The 15291-nt window shown below is 71.5% G+C and carries 14 protein-coding genes; 1 reads left to right on the top strand and 13 read right to left on the bottom strand.

What is annotated here, in order from left to right; all coding sequences use genetic code 11:
- Positions 1-14: 14 nt before the first annotated feature.
- Together AQJ84_RS21510 and AQJ84_RS21505 are read right to left on the bottom strand one after the other, a co-directional pair.
- Positions 15-1184 (bottom strand): lactate 2-monooxygenase, encoded by a 1170-nt coding sequence (locus AQJ84_RS21510; RefSeq protein WP_030045311.1) that lies wholly within the window; start codon positions 1182-1184, stop codon positions 15-17.
- Between the two features lie 115 nt (positions 1185-1299).
- Positions 1300-1851, bottom strand: a complete 552-nt coding sequence (locus AQJ84_RS21505) for a hypothetical protein (protein WP_030045312.1) — start codon at positions 1849-1851, stop codon at positions 1300-1302.
- Positions 1852-2184: 333 nt separating this feature from the next.
- On the opposite strand from AQJ84_RS21505, the gene AQJ84_RS21500 reads away from it, so the two are divergent.
- The gene (locus tag AQJ84_RS21500; RefSeq protein WP_030045313.1) at positions 2185-2616 is read left to right on the top strand and encodes a protease inhibitor; all 432 of its coding nucleotides are present in this window, start codon (positions 2185-2187) and stop codon (positions 2614-2616) included.
- Between the two features lie 168 nt (positions 2617-2784).
- Here AQJ84_RS21500 and AQJ84_RS21495 read toward each other — a convergent pair whose 3' ends face one another.
- The 11 genes from AQJ84_RS21495 to AQJ84_RS21445 all read right to left on the bottom strand — a co-directional run bounded on the left by AQJ84_RS21495 (position 2785) and on the right by AQJ84_RS21445 (position 15143).
- Positions 2785-2997 (bottom strand): CDGSH iron-sulfur domain-containing protein, encoded by a 213-nt coding sequence (locus AQJ84_RS21495; protein ID WP_030045314.1) that lies wholly within the window; start codon positions 2995-2997, stop codon positions 2785-2787.
- Positions 2978-3664 (bottom strand): HemK2/MTQ2 family protein methyltransferase, encoded by a 687-nt coding sequence (locus AQJ84_RS21490; protein WP_030045315.1) that lies wholly within the window; start codon positions 3662-3664, stop codon positions 2978-2980. Before AQJ84_RS21490 ends, AQJ84_RS21495 begins: the two co-directional genes overlap by 20 nt.
- Positions 3665-4678 (bottom strand): iron-containing redox enzyme family protein, encoded by a 1014-nt coding sequence (locus AQJ84_RS21485; RefSeq protein ID WP_053193861.1) that lies wholly within the window; start codon positions 4676-4678, stop codon positions 3665-3667.
- A gap of 193 nt (positions 4679-4871) precedes the next feature.
- Entirely contained in the window at positions 4872-5084 is a 213-nt protein-coding gene (locus AQJ84_RS21480) for a hypothetical protein (protein WP_030045317.1), read from the bottom strand.
- A 56-nt stretch (positions 5085-5140) separates the two neighbouring features.
- Positions 5141-6148, bottom strand: coding sequence for a Ppx/GppA phosphatase family protein (locus AQJ84_RS21475; protein ID WP_030045318.1), 1008 nt, complete (start codon positions 6146-6148; stop codon positions 5141-5143).
- A gap of 240 nt (positions 6149-6388) precedes the next feature.
- The gene (locus tag AQJ84_RS21470; RefSeq protein ID WP_053193858.1) at positions 6389-7891 is read right to left on the bottom strand and encodes an MFS transporter; all 1503 of its coding nucleotides are present in this window, start codon (positions 7889-7891) and stop codon (positions 6389-6391) included.
- A gap of 201 nt (positions 7892-8092) precedes the next feature.
- Positions 8093-10909 (bottom strand): NHLP bacteriocin export ABC transporter permease/ATPase subunit, encoded by a 2817-nt coding sequence (locus tag AQJ84_RS21465; RefSeq protein ID WP_053193853.1) that lies wholly within the window; start codon positions 10907-10909, stop codon positions 8093-8095.
- Between the two features lies 1 nt (position 10910).
- Positions 10911-13133 (bottom strand): NHLP family bacteriocin export ABC transporter peptidase/permease/ATPase subunit, encoded by a 2223-nt coding sequence (locus AQJ84_RS21460; RefSeq protein ID WP_030045321.1) that lies wholly within the window; start codon positions 13131-13133, stop codon positions 10911-10913.
- Entirely contained in the window at positions 13130-13936 is an 807-nt protein-coding gene (locus AQJ84_RS21455) for an HlyD family efflux transporter periplasmic adaptor subunit (protein ID WP_030045322.1), read from the bottom strand. The genes AQJ84_RS21460 and AQJ84_RS21455 overlap by 4 nt, the downstream gene beginning before the upstream one ends.
- Positions 13937-14057: 121 nt before the next feature.
- Positions 14058-14273 carry a hypothetical protein gene (locus tag AQJ84_RS21450; protein WP_030045323.1) on the bottom strand — a complete coding sequence of 72 codons (216 nt, stop codon included), beginning with the start codon at positions 14271-14273 and terminating at the stop codon, positions 14058-14060.
- 456 nt (positions 14274-14729) lie between these two features.
- Positions 14730-15143 carry a PaaI family thioesterase gene (locus tag AQJ84_RS21445; RefSeq protein WP_030045324.1) on the bottom strand — a complete coding sequence of 138 codons (414 nt, stop codon included), beginning with the start codon at positions 15141-15143 and terminating at the stop codon, positions 14730-14732.
- Positions 15144-15291: the final 148 nt, after the last annotated feature.

Genomic DNA, 15291 nt, shown 5'->3' with positions numbered 1-15291 from the left:
CGCCACCCCGACGCTCAGGCGGGCTCCTCGTTGAGGTCCTCGGGCCCGACCGTCGCCGGGGTGGCGTGGCCCGCCAGGGCCAGCGTGAGGTCCAACTCCGCGAGCAGACAGCGGATCACGTGCTCGACGCCCGCCTGGCCGTCGAGTCCGAGGCCGTAGACGTAGGGCCGTCCGAGCAGTACCGCCTCGGCTCCGAGAGCCAGGGCCTTGAAGACGTCGTCCCCGGTGCGGACGCCGCTGTCGAACAGGACGGTCAGACGGTCGCCGACCGCTGCCGCGACCCGTGGCAGCGCGTCGGCCGCCGCGACCGAGCCGGCCACCTGCCGGCCGCCGTGGTTGGAGACCACCACGCCGTCCATCCCCGCGTCGGCGGCGAACCGTGCGTCGTCCGGGTGCAGCACGCCTTTGAGGACGATCGGCCCGTCCCAGTGCTCCCGCAGGAACGCTAGGTCCGGCCAGGTCTTGCCGGGATCGGAGAACATGCCGACGAAGTGCATCACCGCCGCGTTCGGGTCCTCGTGCACCGGCTTGGCCAGGCCCGCCTGGAACGCCGGGTCGGAGAAGTAGTTGGCGGTGCCCACGCCGTGCAGGAACGGCAGATACGCCTGGTCGAGGTCGCGGGGCCGCCAGGACAGCAGAGGCGTGTCGAGGGTGACGACCAGCGCGGTGAACCCGGCCGCCTTCGCCCGGTCCAGGAAACTCCGGGCCACCTCGGGGTCCTTGGGCCAGTACAGCTGGAACCAGCGCTCGGCGTCCCCCATCGCCTCGGCGACCTGTTCCATCGGCGTGCTGGACGCCGACGACAGGATGTACGGCACGCCCTGCGCGGCCGCGGCCCGGGCGGCGGCGGGCTCGGCCTGCGGATGCATGATGGACAGCACCCCGACCGGCGCGAGAGCCAGCGGCGCGGGCAGGGCGCGGCCCAACACCTCGACGGACAGGTCCCGTTCGCGCACGTCCCGCAGCATGCGGGGCACGATCCGGCGGCGCTCGAGAGCGGACCGGTTGGCGCGGGCCGTACTGCCGTCGCCCGCACTGCCCGCCACGTAGCCGACCGGGCCCGGGCCGAGCCGCTGCTCGGTGAGCTCCTCCAGCCGGGTCAGATCGGTGGGCAGGCGCGGTACGGCGCCCGACATCCCGTTCAGGTAGATCTCGTACTGGAAGTCCGCCCAGTGCTTGCCCATGCGTACCGCCCCGCCTCTCCTCGCCGAGCCGCGTCGCCCCGACCATACCGGCCGGTACGCGGGGGCTCGCCCGCCGGGGACGAGGAGGGTCAGGCCCGCGTCATCCGCCCCCCTCTCACTCGGTGTCCGTCGTGGAATCCGCGGGCTCGGTGTCCGGTCCCTGCGCGCGGACCCGCTGGACGTGTTCGAGGGAGTCGCGCAGTTCGGCGAGCCAGTCGTCGGTGTGGCGCTGGACCAGGCGGACGCACCAGGCGAGGGCGTCGCTGCGACTGCGGGCGACGCCGCCGGCGACCAGGGTGTCGAGGACCTGGCGTTCGGGCTGGCGCAGCCGGGTCATCACGGGCGCCGCCACATGGGTGAACAGCACCCGCCGGCCGCCGCACTCCACGCCCCACGACACCTTGCGCCCGAACCGGTGCTCGGCCTCCCGTGCCACGGCGATCCGGGTCTCCCGGGTGCGCTCCCGGAACTCCTGGACGCGCCCTTGCACGGTCGCCTCCCGCTCGGCGTCCGAGACGTCGTCGGCGGACCGGGGGACCGGGACGCGGCCGATGACGGTGATCTCCTCGCGGTCGGCCGTGACCTCGACCAGCGCCTCGAAGAGGTCGTCCGGCAGGCGGCCGGCGAACCAGCCGCGCAGTTCTTCTCGCTGCTCTGTTGTAATCATGTAATCACGATTACTCCGTTCGAGAGGGAACGCAAGGGGCGGAGCAGGAGTGCGCCCACGGCTGAAGCGGAATGTTTCAGGCCTATTGCCCGGCGAGGGGATACCGGCCATTCGGCCGGATCCCGCGATCAAGACCCGTGCGATTACAGGCTTGAGGCGTTCGAATTCTGTTACTTCACGCCACTGATTCAATACGCAATGTTACTGAAAGCGGTGGGGTCGATGTGAGTTTCGGTGCCGGACTCGGCAGACTCGCGCTCGCCGCACCGGCACCGATCGAGCCGGATCGCGGCGTACCGACATCTCGTCGAACCGAGCGGAAGGATGCACACAATGCGGAACACCGCGCGCTGGGCAGCGATTCTGGGTCTGACGGCCACCGCCGTCTGCGGCCCCCTGGCAGGCGCCGCCCTCGCCGAACCCGCCACCCCGGCCTCGCTCTACGCCCCCTCGGCCCTGGTGCTCACCACGGGTCACGGCGACAGCGCCGCCACCATAACTCCGGAACGCGCGGTCACCCTGAGCTGCGCCCCCACTCCCTCCGGCACCCACCCTGCCGCCGCCTCCGCGTGCGCGGAACTGCGTGCCGCCGACGGGGACTTCGACGCCCTCGCGGCCCGGGACGACGTCCTGTGCACGAGGGAGTACGACCCGGTGGTGGTCACCGTGGACGGCGTCTGGCGCGGCCAGCGTGTCTCGTATCAGCGGACCTTCGCCAACGAGTGCGTGAAGAGCTCCCACGGGAACAGCGTCTTCACCTTCTGAGACCGGGATCGCACGTTCCCGTGAGTGTCCCGAGGGGCCCGCAGATGGGGAGTGCCGCCCCTGCTCGCGAGAACCTGTGATCCCGCACCGGGGGGCCGGCGGGCGGAGTGGGGCCGCCCGCCGTCCCCTCAGGTCATGCGCGCGCCGTCGTGCTTCACGCGTCGTGCTTCACGCGTCGCGCTGGTGCGGCCGGTCGCGGTGGCTGGTGTCGCACCACGGATACCGCCGGCTGCGGCGGCAGGTGCACAGCGCCACGCGGAAGCGGTCGGAGGAGACCGTGGTGCCGTCCTCCAGCTCCACCTCCACCGGGCCCTCCACCAACAGGGGGCCCCGGCGCTGCACGGTGATCCGGCGCGGCCGGTCAGACGGGGAGTTCGGCACGGACCACCACCAGCTCTTCCTTCTCCTCGACGGGGGACAGCAGCCCGCGCTCGCGCAGCCAGCCCTCCCGCGACCGCAGCACCGGACCGAAGGCGATGTGCCGCCGCCGGGTCACGGACGCCTTCATCCCGGCCGAGCGCAGATGCTCCAGCGTCCGGCCGGGATCGCTCAGTGCGGAGTGCACGATCAGGACGACGCCGCCGGGCCGCAGCAGGGCGGGTGCCTCCCGGCAGATCCGGTCCAGCACGAAACGCCCGTCGCGACCCGCGTCCCAGGCCCGGGCCCGGCCGCGCGGCAACCGCACGCCCATGGGGGCCGGCACATACGGCGGATTGGCCAGAATGAGGTCGAACAACCGGTCCTGAACGGGCTCGAAGAGGTTCCCGCGCCGGATGCTCACCGCTACGCCCGCCCGCCGGGCGTTCAGCCGTGCCGTCCACACCGCTCGCCAGGACACGTCCACCGCGGTCACCCGGGTGCCGCGGCGCGCGGCCTCGACGGCCAGAGCGCCGGACCCGGTGCCCACGTCGAGGACGTCGGCGCCCGGCCCGAGCGGCTCTTCGGCCAGGGCTCCGGCCAGTAGGGCGGTGTCCTCCTGCGGGGCGTACACACCTGGGAGGACCAGTGGCAGTACCAGTGGATTCACCTGGCCCGGGTACCCCGACATTCAGGAGATATGAGGACTTTCCATGTCAACGGGAGACCGCAGGGAGGACCGCCCGGCCCGCCACTCCGAGAGCAGGCGGGCGGCCAGCAGGTCCTCGACGTGGCCCGTCGCGTCGATCCCGAAGGTCACGTCAGCCGCCAGCTGTGGTTCCTCGGCGAGCAGCCCGCCGATGACCTCGTGGCGTACGACCTGCTCGTGCACCGCGTCGGCCTCGACGTGCTCGTCGTAGAAGAACTCGGCGGCCGGCCCCGCGCCGGTGCGTCGCATCGCCTCGGCCAGCCGCCGTGAGCCGGGCGAGGAGGTGATCTCGACCGCCGCGAAGTGGCCCACCAGCGCGCCCCGAAGGGACCGGTGCAGCCCGAACAGGGACATCAGGTTCACCGTGGCCAGCAGCTCGGCGCAGGCGGCGTCGAGGTAGCGGCCGTACGTCGTGTCCAGGCCCAGGTCCGTCATCAGGTCGGCGAAGAGTTTCGCGTGCACCCGGTCGGCACGGCCACCGCCGTACTCGTCGAACTCCACCGCCGCCATTCCCGCCTTGGCCCTGCCCCACAGGCGCGGCAGCACCCAGGCGTGCGGATCGGCCTCCTTGAGGTGGTACAGGGAGCGCTGGGCCGCGTACTCGCGCACCTGCCACAGCTCGCCCTCCTTGCGCAGGTAGTGGCTGACGCCGCTGCCGTCGACCGGTTCCACCAGGAGTTCCGCGATCGCGGCGTCCACGCTCTCGTGTACGGCGGTGTCCGCGCGCAGGGCGGACAGGAAGCGGTCTTCCACAGCGGCCCGGGTGCGCAGCAGGTCCGGATCCCACTCGAGGTCCGGGGCGACGCCGTCGAAGCCGCGGTAGTGCAGCTCGTAGCAGAGGTACAGGGCGAGCTGGAGGTCGTCGCCGTACGCGGCGGCGTCCGCGATCTCCGCATGGCCCGGCAGCGGCCCGCTGCCCCGCAGATACTCGGCGACGGCGGCCGACACCGGCCCGCGGGCGGAGGGCAGCCGTGGTTCCTGGCTCACGTGTGGCATGCGCCCCGGGTACCCCGGGCGTCACCTGCCATCCACGCGCGTTGAACTCGGGGTGGGGTGTGCTCCGGGCAGTGATCCTCATGGTGGCAACGCCGGGCCGGGGCTCGCCGGGCTGGGGCTCGCCGGTCCGGGCCGGGCGGGCTATGGCCGAACACCCTGGCGGCGCGCCCGGTGGGCGCGCCGCCGGAGCAGGTCACTCGCCCTCGGACTCCTCCTGGGCGCGGGTGTTCGGGGTGACGGCCTCGGCGGCCTCGCCCCGGTGCCGCCGCTGCCCGGCGGAGTCGTGCGTACGGGCCTCGGCGTCCTCGACCTCGCGCAGGACCTCTTCGAGCGCCGTCCGCGGCGGCTCGTCGGTCCGGCTGTGGTGCTTGGCGTCGCCACGGTCGTGCTTCCGGGCGTCGGACATGGTCCTCTCCTGTTCTCCGGGGTTGGCTCGGCTCCCCGGGCTTCCGTCCCGCGCGGTCAGTTCGTCGCACTCGCGATGCGCAGCGGCACCGGGTCCAGGGGAGCGGTCTCCTCGTTGCGGCGCATGATCTCCGCCCACCATGACGCGCCGTCCTCGATGTGGCGCAGCAGTACGCCCTCGCGGATCGCCCACGGGCAGAGGGTGAGCGTGTTGATCCCGGTGAGCTTCATCGTCGTGTGCCCGACCACCGCTCCGGCCAGGCTCTGCATGGCGCGGGGCGCGGAGATGCCGGGCAGCAGAGCGCGTTCGGCGGCGGGCAGGGTGGCCAGACGCAGGGCCGCGTCGCGCAGGTCGTCCCGGTGCAACTGCCGTTCCATGAAAGGCCCGTGCCGTCCGGGCGGGGCCCCGCACAGGCGCCCGAGCTGCTGGAAGGTGCGCGAGGTGGCCACCGCGGTGTGCGGTCCCTCCCACCGGATCCGCGCCGCCACGTCCCGTAGTTGATGGCGGACCTTGCGGCGCAGCGCCCGGACCCGGTCGGGGTCCGGCGGGTCCTGGCCCTCGAAGAACTCATGGGTCAGCCGGCCCGCGCCGAGCGGCAGCGAGGCCACGAAGTCCGGCATCCGGCCGCGCCCGAAGGCCACTTCGAGCGAGCCGCCCCCGATGTCCAGCAGGGCGAGCGGCCCCGCCCGCCAGCCCATCCAGCGCCGTGCCCCGAGGAAGGACAGCTCCGCCTCCACCTCGCCGGGCAGGGTGCACAGGCCCACTCCCGTCCGGGTTCGTACGGTGTGCAGCACCTCCTCACGGTTGGGGGCGCCGCGTACCACCGCGGTCGCGAAGGCCAGCGGGGCCGCCGCGCCCCAGCGGGCCGCGGTCCTGCTCGCCTCGGCGACCGCCCCCACGAGCCGTTCGACCGCCTCCTCCGGCACCGGCCCACCGGGTTTCACCTGATCGGACAGCCTCAGCCGCCACTTGGCGGTGTGCACCGGCAGCGGCACCCCGTCCTTCGCGTCCGCGACGGCCAGTCTGACCGTGTTGGATCCCACGTCCACCACGCTGATTCGCATGGTTCGTGCGTACCCAGTCGGCGGACGGCCCAACTTCAGCGCCCGTGCCATGACTTGATCCGCGGCCACCGGCGGGCACGGCACGTAGGCAGCGCGGTGCCGACCGGCACCGGTGCCGGACCGTCGTCCCACGGCGGCAGCTTGCTGCCCCGGCCGGCATGGCCGGGGCAGCGCGGAGGGGCCGCCGTCTCCCTGCGGACGGCGGCCCCTCGGTCCTGCGCGCGGCTCAGTGGAGCCGGATCACATGTGGACGACCGGTGCCGCGTCCGGGTCCTGCTCGGGCACCCCGCGCCGGTAGAGCAGGAAGGCGATCAGCGCGCCGGCGGCGAAGAAGCCGGCCGACCACCAGAAGGCGGTGGTGTAGCTCTCGATCGTGGCCTGGGCCTGGACCAGCTTGCTGGTGGCGTCCTTGCCGGTCAGGTAGTCGGTCGCCGCGCTCGCGGCCAGCGTGTTCAGCAGGGCCGTACCGATCGAACCGCCCACCTGCTGCATGGCGTTGACCGTGGCGGACGCGACACCCGCGTCCTCGGCCGCGACCCCGCCGGTGGCCAGCTGCATGGCCGGCGGCATGACCAGACCGAGGCCGACGCCGATGACGATCAGCTGCGGGAGCACGGCGGACACGTAGTCGGAGCCGACACCGATCCCGGTCAGCCAGGCCATGCCGACGGCGGCGACCGCGAAGCCCAGCGGGATGACCGCCTTCGGTCCGATCCGCGGCACCAGCATCGTGGTGCTGAGCTGTGCCGCCACCATCAGGGCGGCGACCATCGGCAGGAACGCCACACCGGTCTTGGTGGGGCTGAAGCCCAGGTTCAGCTGCAGGTAGTAGGTGAGGAAGAGGAACACCCCGAACATGCCCGCGCCGGAGATCAGCACGGCCAGGAAGGAGGCCGCGCGGTTGCGGTCCAGCAGGATGCGCAGCGGCAGCAGCGGGTGCGCGGCACGGGTCTGCCACCAGGTGAACGCGGCCAGCAGGACACCGCCGGCGATCAGGAAGCCCCAGGTGGCGGGGGAGTCCCAGTCGTGGGTCTCGGCGTTGGAGAAGCCGTAGACCAGGGAGAACAGACCGGCGGCGACCAGGACGGTGCCCGGCACGTCCAGCTTGGAGTTCGCGGCGTCGCGCTTGTTGGACAGCAGCAGCCAGCCGCCCGCGAAGGCGACGACGGCGATGACGACGTTGACGTACAGCGTCCAGCGCCAGTCGAGCGCGTCGGTGAGGATGCCGCCGAGCAGCAGGCCCACCGCGCCGCCGGCGCCGGCGATGGCACCGTAGACGCTGAACGCCTTGGCCCGCTCGGTGGCGTCGGTGAACGTCGTGTTGAGCAGGGACAGGGCGGCCGGCGCGAGGAGTGCGCCGAAGGCACCCTGGAGGGCGCGCGCGGTGACCAGCATCTCGAAGTTGGTCGCGGCACCGCCGAGGGCGGAGACGGCGGCGAAGCCGACGACACCGATGAGGAAGGCGGGCTTGCGTCCGAAGAGGTCCGCTATCCGGCCGCCGAGCAGGAGCAGGGAGGCGAACGCCAGGGCGTACGCGGTGACGATCCACTGCCGGTTGCCGTCGGAGAACCCGAGGTCGGCCTGGGCGGACGGCAGCGCGATGTTCACGATGGTGGCGTCCAGGACCACCATCAGCTGGGCGAGTGCGACGACGGCGAGGATCCACCACCGCTTGGAGCCGGACTCGGACGACGCCAGTTCGGCGTCCTCCGGGCCGCTCGGGGTCAGAGTCTTCTGGGACATGGGGAACCACTCCAGGGAAAGTCGTCCGAAGGTAACGAGTACGTAAACGAAACGGTTTCGTACACGTCGAGATTAGACCACATCAAGCGAAACGGCAAAGTTTCGCTGAGGACGCGCAGTGGGCACCCACCCGACCTGGGCCTGGACCTGGACTGGACCTGGACGACGGCCGCCCCACCTGGTGGGGCGGCCGTCCGCGGGTCACGCCATCTGGCGCCGGACCAGCTCGTGCAGCCGGCCCCCGGTGTCCGCCAGAAGCTGGGCGGGCGGCCCCTGCTGGGCGACCTTGCCGTCCTCCATGACGATCACACGGTCCGCGTCCAGCACGGTGGACAGACGGTGCGCGATGACGATCCGGGTGGCGTTGAGGGCCTTGGTGCTCTCGATGACCGTGCGCTGTGTCTCGTTGTCGAGGGCGCTGGTGGCCTCGTCGAAGAAGAGGATGCGCGGCCGCCGGATCAGCGCCTGCGCGATCATGAGACGTTGGCGCTGACCGCCCGAGATGGCGCCACTGCCCGACACGATGGTGTGCAGTCCCATCGGCATCCGCCGGATGTCCTCGGCGAGCCCCGCCATCTCGGCCGCCGCCATCGCCTCCTCCGGCGTGTACGGCTCGGTGCCGCAGATGACGTCCAGGATGGAGCCGGTGAACGGCTGCGCGTGCTGGAGCACCACCCCGCACTGCCGCCGCACGGCGGACTGGTCGAGGGCGCCCAGGTCCTGGCCGTCGTACAGCACACTGCCCGAGACCGGACGGTCGAAGCCGATCAGCAGCCTGAGCAGGGTCGACTTGCCGCAGCCGCTCGGGCCGACGATCGCCACGAACTCGCCGGGCCGTACGTCGAACGACACGTCGTCGAGGACCAGCGGGCCGTCGTCCGAGTAGCGGAACGACAGGCGCCGGGCCTCGATCCCCCCGGAGAGCAGACCCGGCCGGGTGCTCGCCGTGCGTACCTCGGGCGTGGCGTCCAGCACCGGCTTGATCTCCTCGAAAAGCGGCAGCGCGGCCACCGCCGAGACGAAGGCACCCGTCAGCTGGGTGACCGCCGTCAGCAGCATCGTCACCGAGGTGTTGAAGGTGAGGAACGCGGCCGCCGACATCGCCCCACGGGCCGGGCCCGCCAGCAGCATGAACATCACCAGGGTGCACAGCGGCAGGTAGACCGCGCCCATCACCGTGGTGAGGTTCTTGATGCGGCCCACCTTCTGCTGGAGCTCACGGCTGCGCGCGAACTCCGAGGCCCAGGCCGCGTAGGCGTAGTTCTCGGCCGCCGCGACCCTGAGCTTGGGCAGACCGCGCAGCGTCTGGAACGCCTGGTTGTTCAGCTTGTTGCCGAGGACCACGAGCCGCCGCTGCCAGCGCACCTGCCACAGCCCGAGCCCCAGGAAGAGCGCCGCGATCACGACCAGCATGCCGATCGCCGCCATCGCCATCGAGGCGCTGTAGAAGAACAGCAGCCCCAGGTTCATCGCGCCCACGGTCACCGACTGGGCGACCACCGGGCCGATGCCCGCCATCATCCGGCGTATGGAGCTGATGCCCATCGCCGCGCTCGCCAGCTCGCCGGTCGAGCGCTCGGTGAAGAACTTCGTCGGCAGTCTCAACAACCGGTCCCAGACCGCCGGCTGGAGCGTCGACTCGATCCGGCCCTCCAGTCGGAGGATGGTCAGGTTCTGCATCAGCATGAAGGCCGCGGCCACCACACTGCTGATCATCACGGCCAGACAGACCTGCACGATCAGATCGCTCTGGGCCTTCGGCACGTACTCGCCGAGCACCTTGCCGGTGGCGATCGGCACCAACGCCCCGATCGCCACCGTCACCAGCCCGCTGATCATCAGGTTCGACAGATCGCCCGCAGTGCCGCGCATGCTGAAGCGGAGCAGCCCCAGCGGGCTGAGGCCGCGGTCGGGCAGCGGGCGGTAGAACATCACCGCGCGCGGCTCGAACTCCTCCGCGTTGGCCTTCTCGATCGGGGTCTCACGCCCGGTTGCCGGGTGCACGGACACATAGCCGCCGCGCCGCCACAGCAGTGCGACCGGCGCGCCGGACAGGGCCCGGTGACCCACCAGCGGACCGACGTTGTCCCGCCACCACCGGCCCTCCAGCCGCACGGACCGGGTCCGCACCCGGGACGCCAGGGCGATCCGTTCGACCGGGTCGAGGCGGTCGCTCTCGCTGCCGGCCCCGGCGGTCTCGATGAGCCGGATCCCGGCCGCCTGGGCGACCAGCCTGCAGGCCGCGTGACTGGCGTCCGCGTCGGCGGCCGTCGCCCGCTGCGAGGACCGCTTGCCGATCGACGCCAGCAGGGTCTGGTCGGCCTGGACGCGCACCGCCTCACCGGCCTTGATCCCGGCGGCCGTGCGCGTCTCGTGCGTGTGCTCCAGCTGCTCGATCCACCGGTCGAGCGTGGTCAGCAGCCGGTACTGCTGGTCGACCATGCTCTGCCACACGGCCGGGTCCATCAGCAGGTCGGCCGCGGCCTCCGCCCCGTACAGCGAGCCGTACTGCACGCTGCCCGGCGGGACCTGCATCCAGAAGACGTCGTCGTCCGTGGGAGCGGCCGCCCGGTCGGTGGCCATCGGCGCCTGGAAGAGGATGGACAGCGAACGGCCGACGCCCAGGGCGAGGGCGTACTCCAGCGGGCTCGTCGTCGGCGGTACGTACTGGGGGTTGCCGTACTCGTCGTAGGACCACGTCTGGGTGTCCGCGGGCTGGTACAGCTCGCGGAGACCGATCCGGTGTACCACGCAGTCCCGCAGCGGGCGGGCGACCAGGGTGTGCTCGGGGCCAGCGACCGGTCCCAGCAGCAGCGAGCCCGCCTCCAGCCGGCCCAGATGGTGCCAGTGGCCCTGCTGCTCGGCGCCGACCGCGAACAGGTCCACGGCACCGGCCGCGACCAGCCACAGCACCTGCGGGCCCTCCAGGTCGATCCGGTTGAGGCCTGCGCAGTCGACGGGCCTGCCCATGGACCCGAGCGCGCCCAGAACGAGGTCTCCCTCGTGTGCGGTCGTCATCTCACCGCTCCCTGACCAGCTCGGCGTACGCGCCGCCGCGCGCCACCAGCTCCTCGTGCCGTCCGCGCTCCACGATCGTGCCGTGGTCCAGTACGACGATCTCGTCGCTGTCACGCACCGTGCTGAGCCGGTGTGCGATCACCACACAGGCGCAGCCGCGCCGGCGCAGGTTGTCCATGACGACCAGCTCGGTCTCGGCGTCCAGGGCGCTGGTGACCTCGTCGAGGACCAGGATGCTGGGCCTGCGGACCAACGCCCGGGCGATCTCCAGGCGTTGGCGCTGACCGCCGGAGAAGTTGCGGCCGTCCTGCTCGACCCTGCTGTGGATGCCACCGGGCCTGCGCGTCACCACGTCGTACAGGGCGGCGTCCCGCAGCGCGTCCACCACGGCGTCGTCGGGGATCGACGGGTCCCACAGCGCCACGTTGTCGCGGACCGAGCCCTCGAAGAGGAAGACGTCCTGGTCCACGAAGGAGACCGAGGCCGCCAGCGCCCCGCGCGGGATGTCGTCGATGCGCTGCCCGTCGATCCGGATCACACCCTCCCAGGGCGCGTACAGGCCGGATATCAGCCGGGACACCGTGGACTTGCCGCTGCCCGAACCGCCGACCAGCGCGACCTGCCGGCCCGGGCCGACGGTCAGGTCGAAGCCGGTGAGCAGGGGCTTGTCGAGCGGGTTGTAGCCGAAGGTGATGTTCTGCAGCTCGACGTGGCCCTGCAGACGGCGCGTCGAGTCGGCGGAGCCGGGACGGCCGTAGAGCGGGTCGGCCTGGAAGTTCTCCACGTCCTTGAGCCGGGCCACGTCGGCGGCGAAGTCCTGGATACGGCCCGCGACACCGTTGAGGCGGGTGATCGGGGCGGTGAAGCGGGTGACTAGGGCCTGGAAGGCGACCAGCAGGCCGACCGAGATACCGCCCTCCACCGCCCGCATCCCGCCGATCCACAGGATGAGTGCGCTGTTCAGCGAGGCCAGCGTCGGCGCGACCACGCCCAGCCAGGCGCTGGGCACCCCGAGCCGCTGCTGCTCCTCCAGCGTGGTGGCGTGCTGCCCGGCCCACTTGCGGAAGTAGCCGTCCTCGCCGCCGGTCGCCTTCATCGTCTCGATCAACTGCAGGCCGGTGTACGCCGTGTTGGTGAGCCGGGCGCTGTCGGCGCGCAGCTTCGCGGTCCGGGTGGCGCGCAGCCGGATGACCACCCGCATGGCCACCACGTTCAGCAGGGCCACGCCGATGCCGAGATAGGTGAGCTGGGGGTCGTACGTGTACAGCAGTACCGCGTACAGGACGACGACCACGGCGTCCACGCCCGCCGCCGCGAGGTCGCGGGCCAGCGTCTCGGCCACCTGGTCGTTGGACTGCAGGCGCTGCACCAGGTCGGCCGGGCTGCGCTGGGAGAAGAAGGTGACCGGCAGCCGCAGCAGATGGCGCAGGAAGCGGGCGCTGGACAGGGTGGAGGAGATGATCCGGCCGTGCAGCAGGTTCGCCTGCTGCAGCCAGGTCAGCACCAGGGTCAGCAGCACGGACGCACCCATCGACGCGAACAGCACGCCGAGCAGGGAGGTCTGGCCACCGATCAGGAACATGTCGATGTAGGTGCGGCTCAGCGCGGGTACCGCCGCGCCGACCAGCACCAGCAGCAGACTCGCCAGAACCGCCGCCGGCATCGTGCCGGCCGTACCCCGCAGCCGGGCCGGCATCGCGCCCAGCACGCCCGGCTTGCGCCCGCCCCTGGTGAAGTCCTCGCCGGGCTCCATGACCAGGACGACACCGGTGAAGCTGCCGTCGAAGTCCTCCATGGGCACGAAACGGCGGCCCTTGCCGGGGTCGTTGATGTACACCCCGCGCCGGCCGAAGCGGCGCCCCATGCCGTCGTAGACGACGTAGTGGTTGAACTCCCAGAACAGGACGGCCGGTGTCTTCACCCCGGCGAGGGCCGCCGTGTCCATCTGCATGCCCTTGGCGGTCAGGCCGTAGCTGCGGGCCGCCTTGAGCAGGTTGCTGGCCCGTGAGCCGTCCCGGGAGACACCGCAGGCGATGCGCAGCTCCTCCAGCGGGATGTGCTTGCCGTAGTGGCCGAGCACCATCGCCAGGGACGCGGCACCGCACTCGACCGCCTCCATCTGGAGCACGGTGGGTGTGCGGACGGTCTTCGCCTTCCCCGTGGGGACCGGGCGCTTGGGCGGGGCGGCGCGGCGCCTGCTTCTGGTGTCCTGGGCGGCACTCACGGCAGCAGCCAATCGACGGGGCGCTGATCGGCCAGCCGGATCGAACCGTCGGCCATCGTCATGGAGGTGAGGGCGAAGGGCGGCCCGTCCTTGGAGGACCACTGGTAACCGCTCTTCGTGCCGGACGACTTGTCCAGCCTCACCAGCACCGCGACCGGCCGGCCGTCCTTGGTGAACTGCTCGCCGAGCTGGCTGTCCCCGAGGAACGCGGTGATCTGCTGCGCCGACTGGGCGGAGCGGTCCACCGTCTTCACATGGCCGCGCAGCACGCCGTACTCCTGGGTGGGCACGGACTGGACGGTCAGGTCCACGGCGGCGTCGGAGGGGATGGAGGCCGCGTTCTCGGCGGAGACGTACACCGTCGCGTACAGCGGGTCCGAGGCCTTGGCGACCTTCTCCACGGCGGCGACGTTCGCGCCGGTCTGGATGATCTGGCCGATGGTGGCGGCGAGCGCGGTGACGCGGCCCGCGGCGACCGTGCGGACGACGGTCTCGCCCTCGGCCGTACGGACCTTCAGTACCGGGGAGTTCGCGGGCAGCCGCTCGCCCTGCTTCGCCACGACTGTGGTGACCTGGCCCGCGACCGGGCTCTGCAGGATGTAACTGCCCTGCCCGTGCGTGAGGATGGCGGGCGCGCTGACGGTGGAGGCGACCGAGCCGGTCACCGCCCACACGGACGCGGCGGCCATGACGATCACCGTCACGGACAGCACGAGCCAGCCCTGCGGGCGGGCGAAACGCACCGGAAGGTCGAGCTCCTCAGGCGACTGGAGCTTGGCGAGGGCCTGTTGGCGGAACTGCACGGAACTTTCCCTCACCTGCGCACGAGGAAGGACCGGCTCACGTGAGCCGGGTGGTCTACGGCAACCGAGAATCCCGGAGCCGAGTACGGCTCCGGGACTCAACGATCACAAAAAGGTGCGGTCAGAGACCGGCGACCAGGCTGGTGACCGGGGCGGTGTTCAGGCCGGTCGCACCCTCGACCGTGCCGACGGCCGTGTTGACCAGGCCGGAAACCGGGGCAATGCCGTCCACCAGGCCGGTGACGGTGCCGAGGGCGTTCACGGCAAGGCCGCCGGAGACGTTGTCGAGGTCAGCGTCGGCGATCTCGACGGTCTCAACCTGGGGGGTGGAGTTCATGATGGAACTTCCCTTCATATGGGTATTTCTCAAGGGGGGAGCGGCCCCCTCTGGGGGACAGACGGACGGCCGCCTCCGCAGGTGCCGGGCTCCCGTTGCCGGAAAGCCCTGGGCGGCCCCTGCGGTGCGATGGATCAAAGCACGCTGCGGGTCCGGGCTTCCACTCAAACACCCGTCTCACCTGGGCACTTGTGCCTCATGCGCACCCAAGCGTGCAGGGTTGCGCACGCCATGGTGGCGACTTCTTCGCATGTGACACAGCGATGTGCAGATAAGGACCCCCGTCGGAGCGACGGCGAATCCGACACTCCGCGCCAATGACGTGCGGGGGCACCTCGGCTTGCGCAGGTCCTTCACACGAGGTGCCCGCCCTGGGCAGTCGATGTGCAGATTCCCTGGAGTCAGGATTCAGACCGCTCTTCGCGACGCAAAGCCACGGGCCGGTCGCTCACCGTGTCACCCCAGCAGGGCGTACACCGTGCTCGCCCGTGCGGCGATCTGTCCGGACCCCTCGTCGGTCATCACGATGTCGGCGAAGGCCATCCGGCGGCCCAGCTTGGTGACGACCGCTTCGATCAGGACATCCGAACCGGTCACCGCGCGCTGGAAGGACGTGGACTGCTGCACCGTGGTCATCGGCCCGTAGGCACCCCGGGCCGCGGACACGGCGATCACGGTCGCCGTGTCCGCGGCGGCCATCAGGGCCTGTCCCGACAGCCCGCCGCCCTCCCGCGACAGGCGGTCCGACCAGGGAAGACGCAGAGCGGCGCGGTCGTCTCCCAACGCCGCTACACGCAGGCCCAGTTCGAGGACCCAAGGGGCGAAGTTGTCGGCGAGGATCTTGTCGGCTTCGGCGGTGGTCATCGTCATATGGGGGATTGTTCCCCGCGCCGGCCCGCAGGGAGCCGGCCGTGGCCGATTCGGTCTCGAACGCGGCGCGCGCCGAAACGGAATTGAACGCCCCGCGCACACCGTGCGTACCCACTGCCATCCAGGCGCCCCATCAACTGCCGCACGG

Source organism: Streptomyces resistomycificus (assembly GCF_001514265.1).
Classification (GTDB): domain Bacteria; phylum Actinomycetota; class Actinomycetes; order Streptomycetales; family Streptomycetaceae; genus Streptomyces; species Streptomyces resistomycificus.
The sequence above is the reverse complement of the archived record's forward strand: the minus strand, read 5'-3'. Positions and strand labels throughout refer to the sequence as shown.